The sequence below is a fragment of the Streptomyces sp. HUAS YS2 genome, assembly GCF_033343995.1.
In the GTDB taxonomy this organism is placed as follows: domain Bacteria; phylum Actinomycetota; class Actinomycetes; order Streptomycetales; family Streptomycetaceae; genus Streptomyces; species Streptomyces solicathayae.
Window position 1 is genome coordinate 6032660 of the sequence record NZ_CP137573.1, and the last position, 17601, is coordinate 6050260.

At 72.5% G+C, this 17601-nt stretch carries 12 protein-coding genes; 5 read left to right on the plus strand and 7 right to left on the minus strand.

From position 1 onward, the window contains the following. Positions 1-118: 118 nt before the first annotated feature. From R2D22_RS27945 to R2D22_RS27960, 4 genes are all read right to left on the minus strand, one after another. Positions 119-571, minus strand: coding sequence for a hypothetical protein (locus R2D22_RS27945; RefSeq protein ID WP_318107454.1), 453 nt, complete (start codon positions 569-571; stop codon positions 119-121). A 49-nt stretch (positions 572-620) separates the two neighbouring features. Continuing rightward, a complete protein-coding gene (locus R2D22_RS27950; protein WP_318107455.1) occupies positions 621-1508 on the minus strand; it encodes a trypsin-like serine protease in 888 nt (295 codons plus the stop codon). Positions 1509-1718: 210 nt separating this feature from the next. Continuing rightward, positions 1719-2210: a PaaI family thioesterase gene (locus tag R2D22_RS27955; RefSeq protein ID WP_318107456.1), complete on the minus strand. Its 492-nt coding sequence runs from the start codon at positions 2208-2210 to the stop codon at positions 1719-1721. 91 nt (positions 2211-2301) lie between these two features. Next, positions 2302-4584 (minus strand): FdhF/YdeP family oxidoreductase, encoded by a 2283-nt coding sequence (locus R2D22_RS27960; protein WP_318107457.1) that lies wholly within the window; start codon positions 4582-4584, stop codon positions 2302-2304. Positions 4585-4730: 146 nt separating this feature from the next. On the opposite strand from R2D22_RS27960, the gene polA reads away from it, so the two are divergent. Further along, positions 4731-7451 (plus strand): DNA polymerase I, encoded by a 2721-nt coding sequence (polA, locus tag R2D22_RS27965; protein WP_318107458.1) that lies wholly within the window; start codon positions 4731-4733, stop codon positions 7449-7451. A gap of 731 nt (positions 7452-8182) precedes the next feature. Here the strand turns inward: polA and R2D22_RS27970 are convergent. Next, a complete protein-coding gene (locus tag R2D22_RS27970) occupies positions 8183-9046 on the minus strand; it encodes a DUF4184 family protein (protein ID WP_318107459.1) in 864 nt (287 codons plus the stop codon). Between the two features lie 219 nt (positions 9047-9265). Between R2D22_RS27970 and R2D22_RS27975 the strand changes: the two genes are divergently transcribed. From R2D22_RS27975 to pgfA, 3 genes are all read left to right on the plus strand, one after another. After that, on the plus strand, positions 9266-11008 hold the full coding sequence (locus R2D22_RS27975; RefSeq protein ID WP_318107460.1) for a lytic transglycosylase domain-containing protein: 1743 nt from the start codon (positions 9266-9268) through the stop codon (positions 11006-11008). Between the two features lie 146 nt (positions 11009-11154). Next, a complete protein-coding gene (locus R2D22_RS27980; RefSeq protein ID WP_318107461.1) occupies positions 11155-11295 on the plus strand; it encodes an SPW_0924 family protein in 141 nt (46 codons plus the stop codon). 11 nt (positions 11296-11306) lie between these two features. Further along, on the plus strand, positions 11307-12269 hold the full coding sequence (pgfA, locus tag R2D22_RS27985; RefSeq protein ID WP_318107462.1) for a cell envelope lipid trafficking protein PgfA: 963 nt from the start codon (positions 11307-11309) through the stop codon (positions 12267-12269). Here pgfA and hrpB read toward each other — a convergent pair. Continuing rightward, the gene (gene hrpB, locus R2D22_RS27990; protein ID WP_318107463.1) at positions 12256-14796 is read right to left on the minus strand and encodes an ATP-dependent helicase HrpB; all 2541 of its coding nucleotides are present in this window, start codon (positions 14794-14796) and stop codon (positions 12256-12258) included. The genes pgfA and hrpB overlap by 14 nt on opposite strands. 86 nt (positions 14797-14882) lie before the next feature. Continuing rightward, the gene (locus tag R2D22_RS27995; RefSeq protein WP_318107464.1) at positions 14883-15704 is read right to left on the minus strand and encodes a class I SAM-dependent methyltransferase; all 822 of its coding nucleotides are present in this window, start codon (positions 15702-15704) and stop codon (positions 14883-14885) included. Between the two features lie 346 nt (positions 15705-16050). On the opposite strand from R2D22_RS27995, the gene rpsA reads away from it, so the two are divergent. Then, complete coding sequence (rpsA, locus tag R2D22_RS28000; RefSeq protein WP_318107465.1) at positions 16051-17544, plus strand: 30S ribosomal protein S1; 1494 nt, start codon at positions 16051-16053, stop codon at positions 17542-17544. Positions 17545-17601 lie beyond the last annotated feature (57 nt).

The following is a 17601-nucleotide window of genomic DNA, read 5'->3' on the forward strand; positions in this document are numbered from 1 at the left end:
CTTGGTCCTGTCCCGCCCCCTGGGGGCGCGTCCGGATATCGGACACGCGCCCCGGCGCCACCGGACGGAACGGAGAGTGGCGCGATCTGCCCCCTGGGCTGGTGAAAGTCACACAGCGTTACGGGGATGGCGGGGTGGGTGGAGGGGTGGAGGAGGGTCCGGGCGAGGGGGTGCTGCCCGGAGGTCTCCAGTTCTCCGAGCTTCCCGTGGCGCCGTTCGCCGCCGCGCACCGCCGCCGGCTCTCCTCGTCGGCGAAGGTCAGCGCCGCGTCCCGCCCGTCGGTGCGTTCCTTTTGCCGTGCGGCGGCGAGCACCTCGTCGTGCACGGTCAGCTGCTCGTTCGACAGCCCCTTCTGCTCCCAGTCCAGACCGGCCCACTTGCTGCCCTTCAGGGCCTCTTTCACCCAGTACGCCACGAGGTCGGTGCAGATGTCGGCGGCGCTTTTCGGTCCGGAGGGCGCCGGGGGTGACTGCGGTGATCCCTGGGTGCAGCCCGGCAGGGTGCCCAGGACGCAGACGGCCAGGGCCGCGCGGAGAGCGGTCCTGGCCGGGGTGTGCCGCGGGAGCCCCATGAGGGGAACGCTAGGCGCTCCCCTCACGGATGCACAACAGGCTTGCGGGTCACGGAAGTCGGACGAAGGGCTTCAGGAAGTCACGGGCGCCAGGGGTGTCGAGCCGGTACGTGACATTGGTGGCGTAGCAGGGCGTATCGCCGGTGATGGTGGTGGCGACCAGGGTGAGTCTGCCGTTCAGCGTGGCGAAGTTCGGGCCGCCCGAATCGCCGTAGCAGGCACCGCCGTTGCCCTGCGGGGCGGTCATCGCGAGCCGCACCCAGGCGTCGTTCAGAGCGTCGAACCCGACCGGTGCCTTCATCCGGACGCCGCCGCCCGGGTGGGTGTGGCCGCCGGGGCCGCGGCGCGCCTCCTGGGTGCCGTACCCGGCGACGACGAAGGCGGTGTCGTTCAGTCCCTGCGGGCCGAGCGCGCCGAGCGCCCCGGCCTTCGGCAGCGTGGCCGGGGTGAACGACCAGCGGGCCTTCACCTGCGCGGCGGGGAGCTGGACCACCGAGATGTCGTGGGTGTCGGAGGCGGGTCCGGGGTAGGCCGGGTGGCTGTGCGCGGTGCCCTCGACGGCGACGGCCCGCGCCTGGGCGGCCGGGTCGCCGGGGTGCTCCACGGCGGCCCGGTCGAGGCCGGCCTGCACGTCCTGGTCGAGGGAGACGTAGAACTTCACGTTCGCCGGCCAGTCGGTGGTGCAGTGCGCGGCGGTCAGGAAGGTGTCGGCGTCGATCATCGTGCCGGAGCAGACCCAGTCGACCCGGTCGGGCGTCGCGGGGTCGTCGTCGTTGTCCCAGGTGGCGACGAGGGCGCCGACCTCGGTGCGCTCGGGCGCGGGTGTCGCGTTGTACGAGTTGATCGCTGCGGACGGGATCGCGGTGGCGAGGACGGCAGCGCAGGCCGCGGCGGTGACAGCGGTGGCTGCGGCGGTGGCACGTCGTACGGCGGTCAAGGAGGAACCCCTCGGTGTCGTGGGTGGTCGGGCGTTCTCCTGTGGGGGAGGGCCGCCAGTGAAGCGGCTGAGGGGCCGGGAGGGCAAGAGGGGGTGGTGGTGCGGGAGTTGGGGGCGGGACGGGCGGGCCTGTGCGGGGGCCGGGCCGGGATGCGCGGCGCCCCCGGCCGGTCACCGTTGGTGACCGGCCGGGGGCGGGGGCGTGGGGGGTCAGGCCGAGGCGCCGGGGAGGTTCTCCGCGTCCTTGGCGGTGACCTCACGGAGCATGCAGGTCAGCCGGGCGGTGCAGACCCGCTTGCCCGCCTCGTCCGTGATCACGATCTCGTACGTCGCGGTGGATCGGCCGCGGTGCACCGGGGTCGCGACACCGGTCACCAGGCCGCTGCGGGCCCCGCGGTGGTGGGTGCAGTTCAGGTCCACGCCCACGGCGATCTTGGAGACCCCGCCGTGCAGCATCGAGCCGACCGATCCCAGGGTCTCGGCGAGGACGGCGGACGCGCCGCCGTGCAGCAGTCCGTACGGCTGGGTGTTGCCCTCGACCGGCATCGTGCCGACGACCTTCTCCGCCGAGGCCTCGACGATCTGCACGCCCATCCGGTTGCCGAGGTGCCCGGCCGAGAAGAGGGCGGGAAGATCGACGCCGAGCGCGGCGTACTCGTCGATGACCTCCTGCGGGAACTTCACAGTCGTCTGCTCACCCATTTGCCCGGCTCCGTTCGTGGTCGTACGTCGTCGCACGCGGTCGTACGTCGTCGCTCGTCGTCTCAGTGTGGCGCAACGCCTGAGCAAACGCTTAGGCGGGCTGTGATTGTTCCAGACGGACGATCACGGACTTGCTCGCGGGGGTGTTGCTGATGTCCGCCGTGGACTCCAGGGGCACCAGCACGTTCGTCTCCGGGTAGTACGCGGCCGCGCAGCCCCGGGCCGTCGGGTAGTGCACCACCCGGAAGCCGGGCGCCCGGCGCTCGGTGCCGTCCGTCCACTCGCCGACCAGGTCCGTGTACGCGCCGTCGGCCAGGCCCAGCGCCGCCGCGTCCTCGGGGTTGACCAGGACGATTCGGCGGCCGCCCTTGATGCCGCGGTAGCGGTCGTCGAGGCCGTAGATCGTGGTGTTGTACTGGTCGTGCGAGCGCAGCGTCTGCAGCAGCAGCCGGCCCTCCGGGACCCGCGGGTACTCGACCGGCGCGGCGGTGAAGTTGGCCTTGCCGGTGGCGGTCGGGAAGCGGCGCTCGTCGCGCGGCGCGTGCGGCAGCGCGAAGCCGCCCGGGTCCGCCGCGAGGCGTGCGTTGAAGTCATCGAAACCCGGCACCACGCGGGCGATCCGGTCACGGATCGTGGCGTAGTCCCGCTCGAACGCCTCCCACGGCGTCGCCGAGCCGTCCCCGAGGGTCGCCCGTGCCATCCGGGCCACGATCGCCGGCTCGGAGAGCAGGTGCGGGCTCGCCGGAGGCAGGTTGCCCCGCGAGGCGTGCACCAGCCCCATCGAGTCCTCGACCGTCACGAACTGCCGCCCGCTCTGCTGCACGTCCTTGTCGGTGCGGCCGAGCGTCGGCAGGATCAGGGCGCGGGCGCCGGTCACCGCGTGCGAGCGGTTCAGCTTCGTCGACACGTGGACGGTGAGCCGGGCGCGGCGCATCGCCGCCTCCGTGACCTCGGTGTCCGGCGTGGCGCCGACGAAGTTGCCGCCCATCGCGAAGAACACCTTCGCCTCGCCGTCCCGCAGCGCCTGGATGGAGCGCACCACGTCGAAGCCGTGGTGGCGCGGCGAGACGATGCCGAACTCCTTGTCCAGCGCGTCGAGGAACGCGGGCGCCGGCCGTTCGAAGATGCCCATCGTGCGGTCGCCCTGCACGTTGGAGTGGCCGCGCACCGGGCACACCCCGGCCCCGGGCCGGCCGATGTTGCCGCGCAGCAGCAGGAAGTTGACCACCTCGCGGATGGTCGGCACGGAGTGCTTGTGCTGGGTGAGGCCCATCGCCCAGCAGACGATGGTCCGCTCCGAGGCGAGCACCATCTCCAGCGCCCGCTCGATCTGGGCGCGGGTCAGCCCGGTCGCGGCCAGGGTCTCGTCCCAGTCGGCGGCCCGGGCGGCCGCGGCGAACTCCGCGTACCCGTGCGTGTGCTCCCGTACGAACGCCTCGTCGACGGCGCCGTCCGTCTCCAGGACCAGCTTGTTGAGCAGCCGGAACAGGGCCTGGTCGCCGCCGATGCGGATCTGCAGGAAGAGGTCGGTGAGCGCGGCGCCCTTGAGCATGCCCTGCGGGGTCTGCGGGTTCTTGAACCGCTCCAGACCGGCTTCCGGCAGCGGGTTAACCGAGATGATCTTCGCGCCGGCGGCCTTGGCCTTCTCCAGGGCGGAGAGCATCCGCGGGTGGTTCGTGCCCGGGTTCTGTCCGGCGACGACGATCAGGTCGGCCCGGTGCAGGTCCTCCAGGGAGACGCTGCCCTTGCCGATGCCGATCGTCTCGGTCAGCGCCGAGCCGGACGACTCGTGGCACATGTTGGAGCAGTCCGGCAGGTTGTTCGTGCCGAACTCGCGGGCGAAGAGCTGGAGCAGGAACGCCGCCTCGTTGCTGGTGCGGCCCGAGGTGTAGAAGAGCGCCTCGTCGGGCGAGGCGAGGGCGCGCAGCTCCTCCCCGAGGATCGCGAACGCCCGCTCCCAGCTGATCGCCTCGTACCGGTCCGCGCCCTCGGGCAGATACATCGGCTGCGTGATCCGGCCCTGCTGGCCGAGCCAGTAGCCGCTGCGGGTGGCCAGGTCGCTCAGCGGGTGCGCGGCGAAGAAGTCCGGGGTCACCCGGCGGAGTGTCGCCTCCTCGGCGACGGCCTTCGCCCCGTTCTCGCAGAACTCCGCCACATGCCGCTTGTCCTCCTCGGGCCAGGCGCAGCCTGGGCAGTCGAAGCCGTCCTTCTGGTTGACCTTGAGCAGCGTCCGCGCGGTCCGGCTCACGCCCATCTGCTGCTGCGCGATCCGCAGGGTGTGACCGATGGCGGGCAGACCGGCGGCGGCGTGCTGCGGCGGGGTGACCTGCGGCGCGTCCTGGACCGGGTCGCCTGCGGGCGGCTTGCTGACCATCGCGCTCTCCTTTGAGCGGTCGACCTGTGGCGTACGTCTTCGATCCTGTCACGCCCCGCCGACGGCGCGGAGCCCGGTGGTCGCGGAGCGGGAACGGCAGTGGTCCGCGGAACAGGATTGTCAGTGGTCCGTGGGAGGATCGCTCCGTGGCCGAGACAGCATCGAAGAAGACCGAGAAGACCGAAGAGACCCGCCCGCGCCTGCTCCTCATGGACGGACACTCCCTGGCGTACCGGGCGTTCTTCGCACTGCCCGCGGAGAACTTCACCACCGCGACCGGGCAGCCGACGAATGCCATCTACGGGTTCGCCTCGATGCTGGCGAACACGCTCCGCGACGAGGCGCCCACGCACTTCGCGGTGGCGTTCGACGTGTCCCGCAAGACGTGGCGCTCGACGGAGTTCCCCGAGTACAAGGCGAACCGCTCCAAGACCCCCGACGAGTTCAAGGGGCAGGTCGAGCTGATCGGCGAGCTGCTGGACGCGATGCACGCGCCGCGGTTCGCGGTCGACGGCTTCGAGGCCGACGACGTCATCGCGACGCTGGCCACGCAGGCCGAGGCCCAGGGCTTCGAGGTCCTGATCGTGACCGGCGACCGGGACTCCTTCCAGCTGATCACGGACAACGTGACGGTGCTGTACCCGACGAAGGGCGTCTCCGAGCTGACCCGGTTCACGCCGGAGAAGGTCGAGGAGAAGTACGGGCTCACCCCGCAGCAGTACCCCGACTTCGCGGCGCTGCGCGGCGACCCGTCGGACAACCTGCCCGGCATCCCCGGCGTCGGCGAGAAGACGGCGGCGAAGTGGATCAACCAGTTCGGGTCGTTCGCCGAGCTGGTCGAGCGGGCCGACGAGGTCAAGGGCAAGGCCGGGCAGAACTTCAGGGACCACCTGGAGGCGGTCAAGCTCAACCGCGTCCTGACAGAGATGGTCCGGGACGTCGAGCTCACCAAGACCGTGGCGGACCTGGAGCGCGCCCCGTACGACCGCACGGCCGTCGCGCTCGTCCTGGACACGCTGGAGATCCGTAACCCGTCGCTGCGGGAGCGGCTGCTCGCCGTCGACCCGGGCGCGGCCGAGGAGGCCGCCCCCGCGCCGGCCGCGGGCGTCGAGCTGGACTTCACGGTCCTCGGCTCCGGCGAGGTGGCGCCGTGGCTCGCCGAGCACGGCGCGGAGCCGCTCGGCCTGGCCAGCGTCGACAGCTGGGCGCTGGGCACCGGCAGCGTCAGCGAGATCGCGCTCGCCTCGGCCGGCGGCGCCGCCGCCTGGTTCGACCCGAGCGAGCTCGACGAGGCCGACGAGCGGGCGTTCGCCGCGTGGATCTCCGACCCGGAGCGGCCGAAGGTCCTGCACAACGCCAAGGGCGCGATGCGGGTCTTCCCCGAGCACGGCTGGTCGGTCGCGGGCGTCACCATGGACACCGCGCTGGCGGCGTACCTGGTCAAGCCCGGCCGCCGGTCCTTCGCACTGGACGCGCTCTCCGTCGAGTACCTGGGCCGTGAGCTCGCCCCGGCGGCCGCGTCGGACGGGCAGCTCGCCTTCGGCGCGGACGACACCGCCGAGGCGGAGGCCCTGATGTCGCAGGCCCGGGCGATCCTGGACCTCGGAGCCGCGTTCGAGGAGAAGCTCGGCGAGGTCGGCGCGCGGGAGCTGCTGCACGAGGTCGAACTGCCGACGTCGGCGCTGCTCGCCCGGCTGGAGCGGAACGGCATCGCGGCCGACCGGGACCACCTGGAGGCGATGGAGCAGCAGTTCGCCGGTGCGGTGCAGCAGGCGGTCAAGGAGGCCCACGCCTCGGTGGGGCACGAGTTCAACCTGGGCTCCCCGAAGCAGCTGCAGGAGGTGTTCTTCGGTGAGCTGAACCTGCCGAAGACGAAGAAGACCAAGACCGGCTACACGACGGACGCGGACGCGCTGGCGTGGCTGGCCGGCCAGACCGAGCACGAACTGCCGGTGATCATGCTGCGCCACCGCGAGCAGGCGCGCCTCCGCTCGACGGTGGAAGGCCTGATCAAGACGGTCGCGGCGGACGGCCGCATCCACACCACCTTCAGCCAGACCGTCGCCGCGACGGGCCGGCTGTCCTCCACCGACCCGAACCTGCAGAACGTGCCGGTACGGACGGACGAGGGCCGCGCGATCCGGCACGGCTTCGTGGTCGGCGAGGGCTTCGAGGCCCTGATGACCGCGGACTACAGCCAGATCGAACTGCGGGTCATGGCCCACCTGTCGGAGGACGAGGGCCTCATCGAGGCGTTCGCCTCCGGCGAGGACCTGCACACCACCGTCGCCTCGCAGGTGTTCGGCGTCGAGCGGTCCGCGGTCGACGCGGAGATGCGGCGCAAGATCAAGGCGATGTCGTACGGCCTGGCGTACGGGCTCTCCGCGTTCGGCCTCTCGCAGCAGCTGAACATCGAGGCGGGCGAGGCACGTGCCCTGATGGACACGTACTTCGAGCGCTTCGGCGGCGTCCGCGACTACCTGCGCCGCGTCGTCGACGAGGCGCGGGCGACGGGCTACACGGAGACGATGCTGGGCCGCCGCCGCTACCTCCCGGACCTCAACAGCGACAACCGCCAGCGCCGCGAGGCCGCGGAGCGGATGGCACTGAACGCGCCGATCCAGGGCACGGCGGCGGACATCGTGAAGGTCGCCATGCTCGACGTCGACCGCGCCCTGCGGGAAGCGAACCTGACCTCCCGCATGCTCCTCCAGGTCCACGACGAAATCGTCCTCGAACTCGCCCCCGGCGAACGAGACACGGTCGAAGCCCTGCTCCGCGACAAGATGTCCAACGCGGTCACCCTCCGAGCCCCCCTGGACGTCTCGGTAGGCGTAGGCCCCAACTGGGACTCTGCCGCCCACTGACCCCTCCACCCCTCCACCCCTCCACCCCACCGCGCCCCCGCCGAGAACGGGGGCGCGGCGGGGCGGGACGCGGCGGGGTGGGGCGCGCCCCACCACGTCGCGTTGCGGCGCGAAGCCGCCGCGGGTGGGCGCGCGAGGCAGTTACGCGCGATGCGGTGCCGCCGTTCCGTTGGATGGGGGCCTGCGGCCCCGCGCGGCGCGAAGCTGCCGCGGATGCTGCGAGGGGCAGTCACGCGCGATGTGGGGTCGCCGTTCCGGCGGGTGGGGGCCTGCGGCCCCGGGCGGCGCGAAGCTGCCGCCACGGCGTTCGGGTCAGCAGTGCGACGCGAAGCCGTCGCCGACGGCGTGCCGGGCCGTGCTGCCGAGGATCGCGCGAGGGGCAGTCGCGCGCGATGTGGGTTCCTCGTTCCGGCGGGTGGGGGCCTGCGGCCCGGGCGGTGCGGAAGCTGCCGCGATGGTGTTCGGGTCAGCAAGTGCGACGCGAAGCCGTCGCCGACGGCGTGCCGGGCCGTCGCGTGGGGCGCGGAGCGGCCGTTCCGGCGGGGTGCGGGGCCTGGGCCCCGTGCCTGTCTCGCGGCGCGAAGCTGCCGCTCCGCGGGGTGTGGGGCCTGGGGCCCGTGTTTCTTTTGCGGCGCGGAGCTGCCGCTCCCCGCGGGTGTGGGCCCCGGCCCCACTCGCTCAGCAACTCACCAGCCCCCGGCAGGGTTTCGGGAAGGGGCGGGGTGGGGGAGTCACACCCGTTGTGACGGGGCCGCGGGTTCGGGTTCGTGGGGGGTCGTCGACTGGGCGTCCTCACGGGCGTCGCCCCGGCGCCACACCCACCGCGCCCCCGCGCCGTACAGGACCAGCCCCGCCGCCAGCCCCGCCCCCGCGCCGAAGCAGGCCGTCGGGACGATGTCGAGCGGCGTCTCGATCCCGCCCCAGTACGCGTACCACCGCACGCACCGGTGCACCACACCCACCGCCACGCAAGCGCCCAGCAGCGACCATGCCGCCCACCGGCCCCGGCGGGTCAGGGCCGGCACGTCCGACGCCACCGGCCGCACGCTCCGCAGCCCCGTGCCGACGAACCACGCCAGCACCGCCAGCGCCACCGCCGACCCCCCGTACTGCAGGTACGTGTACACCGGGAACCCGGCCACCACGTCCCCGAGCACCGGGATCGCCCGCGTCCCCCACCGGTCCAGGTGCGTGAACGAGTCCCAGACCACGTGCGTCGCGGCGCCGATCACCGCCGAGGGGACGAACCACCGGAGTGCCGGTGCCGAACGCCCCCCGGCGCCCCCGCCCCGTACGAAGCCGAGCACCCGCCCCCGCCACCGCTCCGGCGCCAGCGCCACCATCGGCTCACGGACCATCAGCCACAAGCCCACCAACGCCGCCGTGATCGCCACGTCGACCGTCACGACGCCCCACAGCGCGTGCGTGACGTCGCCGAACGGCATCGCCGCCGGGAACACGCTCGCCGCGTAGTACGTCATGTCCGGCGCGAACGACCCCGCCACGAGAGCCGACGGCAGTAGCGGCCCGCGCCCCGACCCGTCCCGCCGGATCCCCGGCAGCACCGCGGCGGCATGGCTGAGCGTGAACGGCATGTACGGGCCCCCCGTTTCGTCGCTTCCGGGCGGTCCCGGCGGCGACGCCCAGTATGCGCGACGGTTCTGCGACACACCGGTTCCGGATAGCGGGCGTCAGCAAGGTGACGAAAGAGTGAAAACCGGTCAAGTGCCGGTGTTCCGCGGCGCGGAGTTGCCGTAGGGTCGCCTGAGTCCACGCGCGGGGAGCGCGAGTCGACGGGGAGGGGACCCACACCTATGGCAGCGCAATTCGGCCGCCGGCTCCGTAAGGGCGCCACGAGCACGGCGATCGCCGCCGCCGCCGTGGCCGCGCTCTCCGCCTCGCAGGGGCCCGGCGCGATCCCGCCGCCCTCGGACACGACGGGCGGGGACACGTCCCTCGGTGCCGGCGACAGCACCACGCCGCCGGGCGGCTCCGCCACCGGCGACTCCCCGTACTACACCGATCTGCCGCCGCTCAACGTGCCCAACGCGCCCGGCACTTCCATAGATCTGCCGGTCGTCACCGGCCCCGCCGAGGCGGGCATACCCGCGACCGTCCTCGCGGCCTACAAACAGGCCGAGGCGGCGCTGCGGTCCAGTGACCCGGGCTGCAACCTTCCCTGGCAGCTGCTCGCCGGCATCGGCAAGGTCGAGTCCGGCCAGGCGCGCGGCGGCCGCGTGGACGCCAACGGCACCACGCTCTCGCCGATCCTGGGCCCCGTCCTCAACGGCGTCGGCTTCGCGAACATCTCCGACACCGACGACGGCGCGTACGACGGCGACGCCGTCCACGACCGGGCCGTCGGTCCGATGCAGTTCATCCCGTCCACCTGGGCGACCTGGGGCCGGGACGCCAACGGCGACGGCCGCAAGGACCCGAACAACATCTACGACGCCGCCCAGGCCGCCGGTCTCTACCTCTGCGCCGCCGACCGCGACCTCGCGGTGAAGGCGGACCTCGACCGCGCGATCCTCAGCTACAACCGGTCGACGGAGTACCTGCACACGGTGCTCTCCTGGTTCGAGTACTACAAGCGCGGCACCCACCAGGTCCCGGACGGCACGGGCACGCTGCCCAACGACCGCAGCGACACCCCGGACCCGCAGCCGACGCCGACCCCCACGCCCACCCCGACCCCGACGCCGCCCCCGACTCCCAAGCCGCCGGTCCCGACGCCGACGCCGACCCCGACCCCCTCGCCGTCGGGCTCCGTGGCCCGTATCAAGGACAACGGCACCGACGCGCTCACCGCGCCCGCCGGCGCGCTGTTCACCGCGCGCCCCTCGGTTCTCGCGCTGGACTCGGCGGGCAAGCCGGTCGCCGGACTCTCCCTGAAGTTCGAGCTGGTGGGCGACACCGACACCCGCTTCGTCGGCGGCGCCACCTCGGCCACCCTGAAGACCGCGGCCAACGGCACCGCCGTCGCACCGGCCCTGCGGGCCGGAGAGAAGACCGGCACGTTCACCGTCAAGGTCACGGTCGTCGGCCGCAGCCTCGCCGCCGTCCAGTACGAGGCCACCGTCACCGCCCGCCGCGCCGACGCGCTCGCCCGCACCGCCGACGAGGACCTCAAGGCCACCACCGGCACCGAGTTCGCGGACGCGGTCCAGGTCAAGGCCACGCTCGACGGCGCCGCCGCCTCCGGCGTCGCCCTCACCGCCACCATGATCACCTCGGCGGAGGACCCGAAGGCCAACGACAAGGGCCCGTACTTCAAGGACGCCGAGGGCAAGCCGATCCGCACCCTCGCGGCGCTGAAGACCGACGCGAACGGCCTGCTCACCCTGCCCAAGATCTACGCGGACGGCGAGACCGGCACGTTCCTGCTGCGCCTGACCGCCACTGGCGGCGCGACCCTGACCATCGAACTCGAGGTCACCGCCCCGGCGCCGGCCGAGACGCCGTCGGGTACACCCTCCGAGACCCCGACCGGGACGCCGTCCGAGACGCCCTCGGAAACCCCGTCGGACACCCCGGAGCCGACGGCCACCCCCTGACCAGGCCGCGCCGCGCCTCCCTTCTCCCTCGCGCCCCTCCGTCCACACCGGACGGAGGGGCGCAACGTGTTCTCATCTCGCGGCCACGTTGCTACGGTGCCCCAGCCCACCTGACGCCGCATCAGATCGAGTACCGGGAGGTCGACTTGCGCGCCCTCGTCGCCGTCGCCATCGGACTGGCTCCTGTCCTCCTCTTCGTCCTGCTCGTCGCGGTGGTGGAGTTGCCGCCCGAAGGGTCGACCTCACCCAGACCCCTGCTCACGGCCGACCCCGGCCCCAAGAAGTAGGGGGAGAACCGATGCGCCGCCGAGCGAGCCTGGTCCTTCTCGCCTTCGCCGTGTTCTTCGCCGCGATGGCCCCCACCCTGCGCTGGTACGCCTTCCCGCGGCTGGCCAAGATCCCGTCGAACCAGTACCAGGAGATGGTCCTGGAGGTGAAGCCGGCGACCCTGCTGAACTACTCCACCCTCAAAGCCGAGAAGGTCGACAAGATCACCATCGTCCAGACCCTCAAGGGCAACGTGGAGGAGTCGAAGCGGATCGAACGCGACGCCGGCCGCGACGTCGTCGTCTGGGACGCCCTCTCCTACGTGATGGGCCCCGACGGCAAGATGGTCTCCCAGATCCCGGAGCGCTACATCTTCGACGCCCACACCCAGGACCCGGTCAACGCCACCGGCGAGATGGTCGACGGCGACGCCGTCCGCCGCACCGGCATCGAGTTCAAGTTCCCCTTCCTCACCGAGAAGCGGGACTACCAGTACTTCGACGCCCAGACCCGCACCGCCGCCCCCATCCACTACAAGGGCACCCGCACCTTCCGCGGCCTGGAGGTCTACTACTTCGAGCAGACCGTCCCGTGGACCCGCGTCGCCATGCCCAAGAAGATGCCCGTCGAAGGCGTCACCCCCGAGATCGTCAACAGCACCGGCATGACCCGCTGGTACAGCACCAAGCGGTCGTTCTGGGTCGAGCCGGTCACCGGAGCGCCCGTCAACGCCGAGGAGGTCCACCAGGAGGAGATGCGCAACGCCGAGAAGATGATGGGCAAGCCCAAGGTGACCGCCTTCTCCGGCCACGTGAAGATCCGCGACGACTATCTGGACGCCACCGTCGAGATGGTGAAGTCCAACCGTCTGATGGTGCTCATGCTGGTCTCCTATCTGCCCTGGAGCTTCACCGTCCTGGCGCTGCTGCTCCTCGGTCTCGCCCTCTGGCTGGAAGCCCGCGGACGCCGCCCCCGCGTCCTCACTCCCTCCTGAGCCGCGCGTTGGTGTACCGGGTCGCCCGCACCGTCGTCGGGTCCTCCGGCCACGGGTGCTTCGGATAGCGCCCGCGCAGCTCCGCCCGCACCGCGCGGTACCCGTCCCGCCAGAACGACGCCAGGTCGGCGGTCACCGCCGCCGGCCGGCCGGCGGGGGACAGCAGGTGCACCAGCACCGGCACCCCCGCCACCCGCGGAGTCTCCGTCAGCCCGAACATCTCCTGGAGCTTCACCGCCAGCACCGGCCGCTCGCCCGCGTAGTCCACCCGTATCCGTGAACCGCTCGGCACCTCGATCCGCTCCGGCGCCAGCTCGTCGAGGCGGGCCGCCTCACCCGTCGCCCACGGCAGCAGCCGGCGCAGCGCCTCGCCCGCGGCGATGCGCCCCAGGTCCGCCCGCCGCCGGGCCCTCGACAGCTCCGGTTCCAGCCAGTCGTCGACCCGCGCGAGCAGCGCCGCGTCCGACACGTCCGGCCACGGCACGCCCACCTCGCGGTGCAGGAACGCCAGCCGCTCCCGCAGCTCCGTCGCCTCCCTGCTCCACGCCAGCAGCCCGGGCCCCTCCCGCTCCAGCCCTTCGAGCAGCGCCTGCCGTACGAGCCCGGGGTCGGCGCCCTCCCGCAGCGGCCGTACCGTCAGCTCCACCGCCCCCAGGCGCTCCACGGACCGGGCGACCACGTCGCCGTCCTCCCAGTGCACCTCCGTGCCCGAGGACAGCAGATGCCCCGCCGCCGCCCGCGCGGCCTCCTCGTCGACGACCGCCGCGAGGCGCACCCTGGCCGTGGCACTGCGCGCCGTGCGGTCCGCCACCGCGACCGCCAGCCACGAGGACGCCCGCAGCCGCGAGCCGTCGGCGAGCTCCGCGCCGCTGCCCGACACCATGAGGAACCCGCCCTGGTCCCGTGCCCTGGCCACCCGCTCCGGGAACGCCAGTGCCGTCACCAGCCCGGCCGCCTCGTCGTCGCCGACGACCCGCCGGGCGCCCGCGCCCGCCCCCGCCTCGCCCAGCGCCCGCTCCAACCGCCTGGCCTCCGCCTTCCAGCGCGCCCCGTACCCGTCGCCGCCCCGCCGGGCCTCCCGCCAGGCGGCGGCCAGGTCGTCCCCGTACTCCCGCGGCGGCTCCTCGCTCAGCAGCGCCACCACCTCGGCCGCCCGCCGCGCCCCGACCTCGGGCGCGCTGTCCAGCAGGGCGCGGGCCAGCCGCGGATGCAGCCCGAGCCGGGACATCCGTACGCCCCGCTGCGTGGCCCGCCCCTCCGCGTCCACCGCGCCGATCGCCGTCAGCACCGAACGGGCCGCCGCCATCGCGCCGGCCGGGGGCGCGTCCAGGAGCGCCAGACCGTCCGCAGTCGGATCGCCCCAGCAGGCCACCCGCAGCGCGAAGTCCGCGAGGTCGGCGATCTCGATCTCGGGGGAGGGGAACCGGGCCCGGGCGCCGTCCGCCGCCTCCGCCCAGCACCGGTACACCGTGCCGGGGGCCTCGCGCCCCGAACGGCCCGAGCGCTGCGTCGCCGCCGCGACCGACACCGGTACCGTCGCCAGCGAGCCGAGGCCCCGGGCGTGGTCCATGCGGGGCTCCCGGGCGAGCCCCGAGTCCACCACGATCCGCACCCCGGGCACGGTCAGGCTGGACTCGGCCACCGAGGTCGACAGCACGACCCGCCGCCGCCCGCCCGGCTCGGCTCCCCGCAGCACCGCGTCCTGCACCGCCGCGGGCGCGCGGCCGTGCAGCTGGAGGACCTCCGCGTCGACGTCCGCGAGCAGCCCCGCCGTCCGCGCGATCTCGCCGGTGCCAGGAAGGAAACAGAGGACGTCGCCGTCGTGCGTCGCAAGGGCCAGCCGGACCGTCGCCGCCACATGGCGCAGCAGCGCCGGATCCACCCAGGTGCCGTGCGCCGGCCTGATGCCCGCGGGCGGCGCGGCGAACCGCACCCCGTAACCGTGCCCCACGCCCGTCGCCCGCACGACGGGCGCGGGCCCGCTGCCGTCGAGCACCGTCAGGAGCTGCGCCCACGCCTCCGCGTCGCTCGTCGCCGAGGCCGCGATCAGCTTCAGCTCCGGCCGGAGCGTCGCCCGCACGTCCACCAGGAACGCCATCGCCGTGTCCGCGTCCAGATGCCGCTCGTGGCACTCGTCGAGCAGCGCCACGTCGACACCCGCGAGCTCCGGATCGCGCTGCAGCCGTTGCAGCAGGACGCCCGTGGTGACCACCTCGACCCGCGTCGCCGGACCTGACCGGCGCTCGCCGCGCACCGAGAAGCCGACCGCCTCGCCGACCTCCTGACCCAGCAGCCAGGCCATCCGCCGCGCCGCCGCCCGGACCGCCATCCTGCGCGGCTCGGCCACCAGAACCCGCCGCCGCGGCCCGTCCCCTATAAGACCCGCGAGCGCGAGCGGCACCAACGTGGTCTTGCCGGTGCCGGGAGGCGCGTACAGCACCGCTGCGCCGCGCTCCTCGAGCGCGCTGAGCAGCTCGGGCACGGCGTGACGGACGGGAAGGCGGTCGAGTGCGTCGTTTCGGATCACGCGTTCAGTCTCGTACGTCGCCGAGCGGGCCGGAGCTCACTGTCCACAGCCCCGGCCCACTCGTACGACTAATAGGTGAGGAGGGTTCAGTCGTCGATCCGCTCGCAGACGAAGATCGCCGTGCCCGGGATCAGGTTCCCCCGCAGCGGGGACCAGCCGCCCCACTCTTGGCTGTTCCACGCCGGCCACTCCGGCTCCACCAGGTCCAGGAGCCGGAACCCGCCGGCCACCACGTCCCGCACCCGGTCGCCGATCGTCCGGTGGTGCTCCACGTACACCGCGCGTCCCGTCTCGTCCTGCTCGACGTACGGCGTGCGGTCGAAGTACGACGCGGCGACGCTCAGCCCCTCCGGCCCGGGCTCGTCCGGGAACGCCCAGCGGATCGGGTGCGTCACCGAGAACACCCAGCGCCCGCCCGGCCGCAGCACCCGCCGCACCTCCCGGAACACGTTCACCGGCTCCGCGACGAACGGCACCGCGCCGTACGCCGAGCAGGCCAGGTCGAAGGAGCCGTCCCGGAACGGCAGCGCGCCCGCGTCCGCCTCCACCAGCGGGACCTCCCCGCCGATCCGCAGCGCGTGCTGGAGCTGCCGGTGCGAGAGGTCCAGGGCCACCGGCCGGGCGCCCTGCGCCGCCAGCCAGCGCGAGCACTGCGCCGCGCCGGCGCCGATCTCCAGGACGTCGAGGCCCTTCAGCGCGCCGGCCGGGCCGAGCAGCCCCGCCTCCGCCTCGTCGAGCCCCTCCGGCCCCCAGACGAACCGGTCGTCCCCGAGGAACGCTCCGTGGTCGTTCTGGTACTCGTCGGCGTTCCGGTCCCACCAGCCGCGGCTCGCGCGGCTGCTCTCCGCGTCCCCCGCGTCACGGCGTGTCGCCTCCGCGTCCTCGTCCGGTCCGTGGTCTTGGTTCATCTCGCCCGTCGTTGTAGTTTGCGCTCAGTGTCGGCCGTGCCGACTCCCCGGCCGGGTGGCCTGGGGGGACACGACTTGTGCCGGGTTTAGGGCGATCTGCCCCGGGTGTGCGCTTCGCGCATTGACCGTGTCCGGCTGCCCCCGTATGCTAAAGGTTGCGCTGCGGGCCTGCGCGCCTCAGACGGAGCAGGCCGCGCTCGCAACTGTTGCAGTCCCCTCGGTTCTCGAGGCGCCCCCCGTTCGTCGGGAAGGCGCTTCATTGGCTGTCCGGCTTCTTCAGTGCGATACGGGCTCTCGGCGTAGCAGTACCTACGACTTTCTGTCCGTAACCGGAGCCCTTTCCCACATGACGAGCAGCACCGAGACCACCGCCACCACCCCGCAGGTTGCGGTCAACGACATCGGTAACGAGGAAGCCTTCCTCGCCGCGATCGACGAGACGATCAAGTACTTCAACGACGGCGACATCGTCGACGGCGTCATCGTGAAGGTCGACCGGGACGAGGTCCTGCTCGACATCGGTTACAAGACCGAAGGTGTCATCCCGAGCCGCGAGCTCTCGATCAAGCACGACGTCGACCCGAACGAGGTCGTCAAGGTCGGCGACGAGATCGAGGCCCTTGTTCTCCAGAAGGAGGACAAGGAAGGCCGTCTGATCCTCTCGAAGAAGCGCGCCCAGTACGAGCGTGCCTGGGGCACCATCGAGAAGATCAAGGAAGAGGACGGCATCGTCACCGGTACCGTCATCGAGGTCGTCAAGGGTGGTCTCATCCTCGACATCGGCCTCCGCGGCTTCCTCCCGGCCTCCCTGGTCGAGATGCGTCGTGTCCGCGACCTCCAGCCCTACGTGGGCAAGGAGCTCGAGGCGAAGATCATCGAGCTGGACAAGAACCGCAACAACGTGGTCCTGTCCCGCCGCGCCTGGCTCGAGCAGACCCAGTCCGAGGTCCGCCAGACGTTCCTCACGACCCTCCAGAAGGGTCAGGTCCGCTCCGGCGTCGTCTCCTCGATCGTCAACTTCGGTGCCTTCGTGGACCTGGGTGGCGTCGACGGTCTGGTCCACGTCTCCGAGCTGTCCTGGAAGCACATCGACCACCCGTCCGAGGTCGTCGAGGTCGGCCAGGAGGTCACCGTCGAGGTTCTCGACGTGGACATGGACCGCGAGCGTGTCTCCCTGTCGCTGAAGGCGACCCAGGAGGACCCGTGGCAGCAGTTCGCCCGTACCCACCAGATCGGCCAGGTCGTCCCGGGTAAGGTCACGAAGCTGGTTCCGTTCGGTGCGTTCGTCCGCGTGGACGAGGGCATCGAGGGTCTGGTCCACATCTCCGAGCTGGCCGAGCGCCACGTGGAGATCCCGGAGCAGGTCGTCCAGGTCAACGACGAGATCTTCGTCAAGGTCATCGACATCGACCTCGAGCGTCGTCGCATCAGCCTCTCGCTGAAGCAGGCCAACGAGTCCTTCGGTGCCGACCCGGCCTCGGTCGAGTTCGACCCGACCCTGTACGGCATGGCCGCGTCCTACGACGACCAGGGCAACTACATCTACCCCGAGGGCTTCGACCCCGAGACCAACGACTGGCTCGAGGGCTACGAGGCTCAGCGCGAGGCCTGGGAGACCCAGTACGCCGAGGCGCAGCAGCGCTTCGAGCAGCACCAGGCCCAGGTCATCAAGTCCCGCGAGGCCGACGAGGCCGCCGCTGCCGAGGGTGGCGCCGCCGCTCCGGCCGCCGCGCCGACCGGTGGCTCCTACTCCTCGGAGTCGGACGACAACTCCGGCGCCCTGGCGTCGGACGAGGCCCTCGCCGCGCTGCGCGAGAAGCTGGCCGGCGGCCAGAGCTGAACAGGCTCTGCGCTAGCAGCCAGTAGCTAGCCGCTCGTACAGAGGCCCGCTTCCCGG

Coding starts and splice junctions, on each gene's coding strand:
- R2D22_RS27945 (WP_318107454.1), bottom strand. CDS start 571: ATGGGGCTCCCGCGGCACACCCCGGCCAGGACCGCTCTCCGCGCGGCC.
- R2D22_RS27955 (WP_318107456.1), bottom strand. CDS start 2,210: ATGGGTGAGCAGACGACTGTGAAGTTCCCGCAGGAGGTCATCGACGAG.
- R2D22_RS27960 (WP_318107457.1), bottom strand. CDS start 4,584: ATGGTCAGCAAGCCGCCCGCAGGCGACCCGGTCCAGGACGCGCCGCAG.
- R2D22_RS27970 (WP_318107459.1), bottom strand. CDS start 9,046: ATGCCGTTCACGCTCAGCCATGCCGCCGCGGTGCTGCCGGGGATCCGG.
- R2D22_RS27975 (WP_318107460.1), top strand. CDS start 9,266: ATGGCAGCGCAATTCGGCCGCCGGCTCCGTAAGGGCGCCACGAGCACG.
- pgfA (WP_318107462.1), top strand. CDS start 11,307: ATGCGCCGCCGAGCGAGCCTGGTCCTTCTCGCCTTCGCCGTGTTCTTC.
- R2D22_RS27995 (WP_318107464.1), bottom strand. CDS start 15,704: ATGAACCAAGACCACGGACCGGACGAGGACGCGGAGGCGACACGCCGT.
- rpsA (WP_318107465.1), top strand. CDS start 16,051: ATGACGAGCAGCACCGAGACCACCGCCACCACCCCGCAGGTTGCGGTC.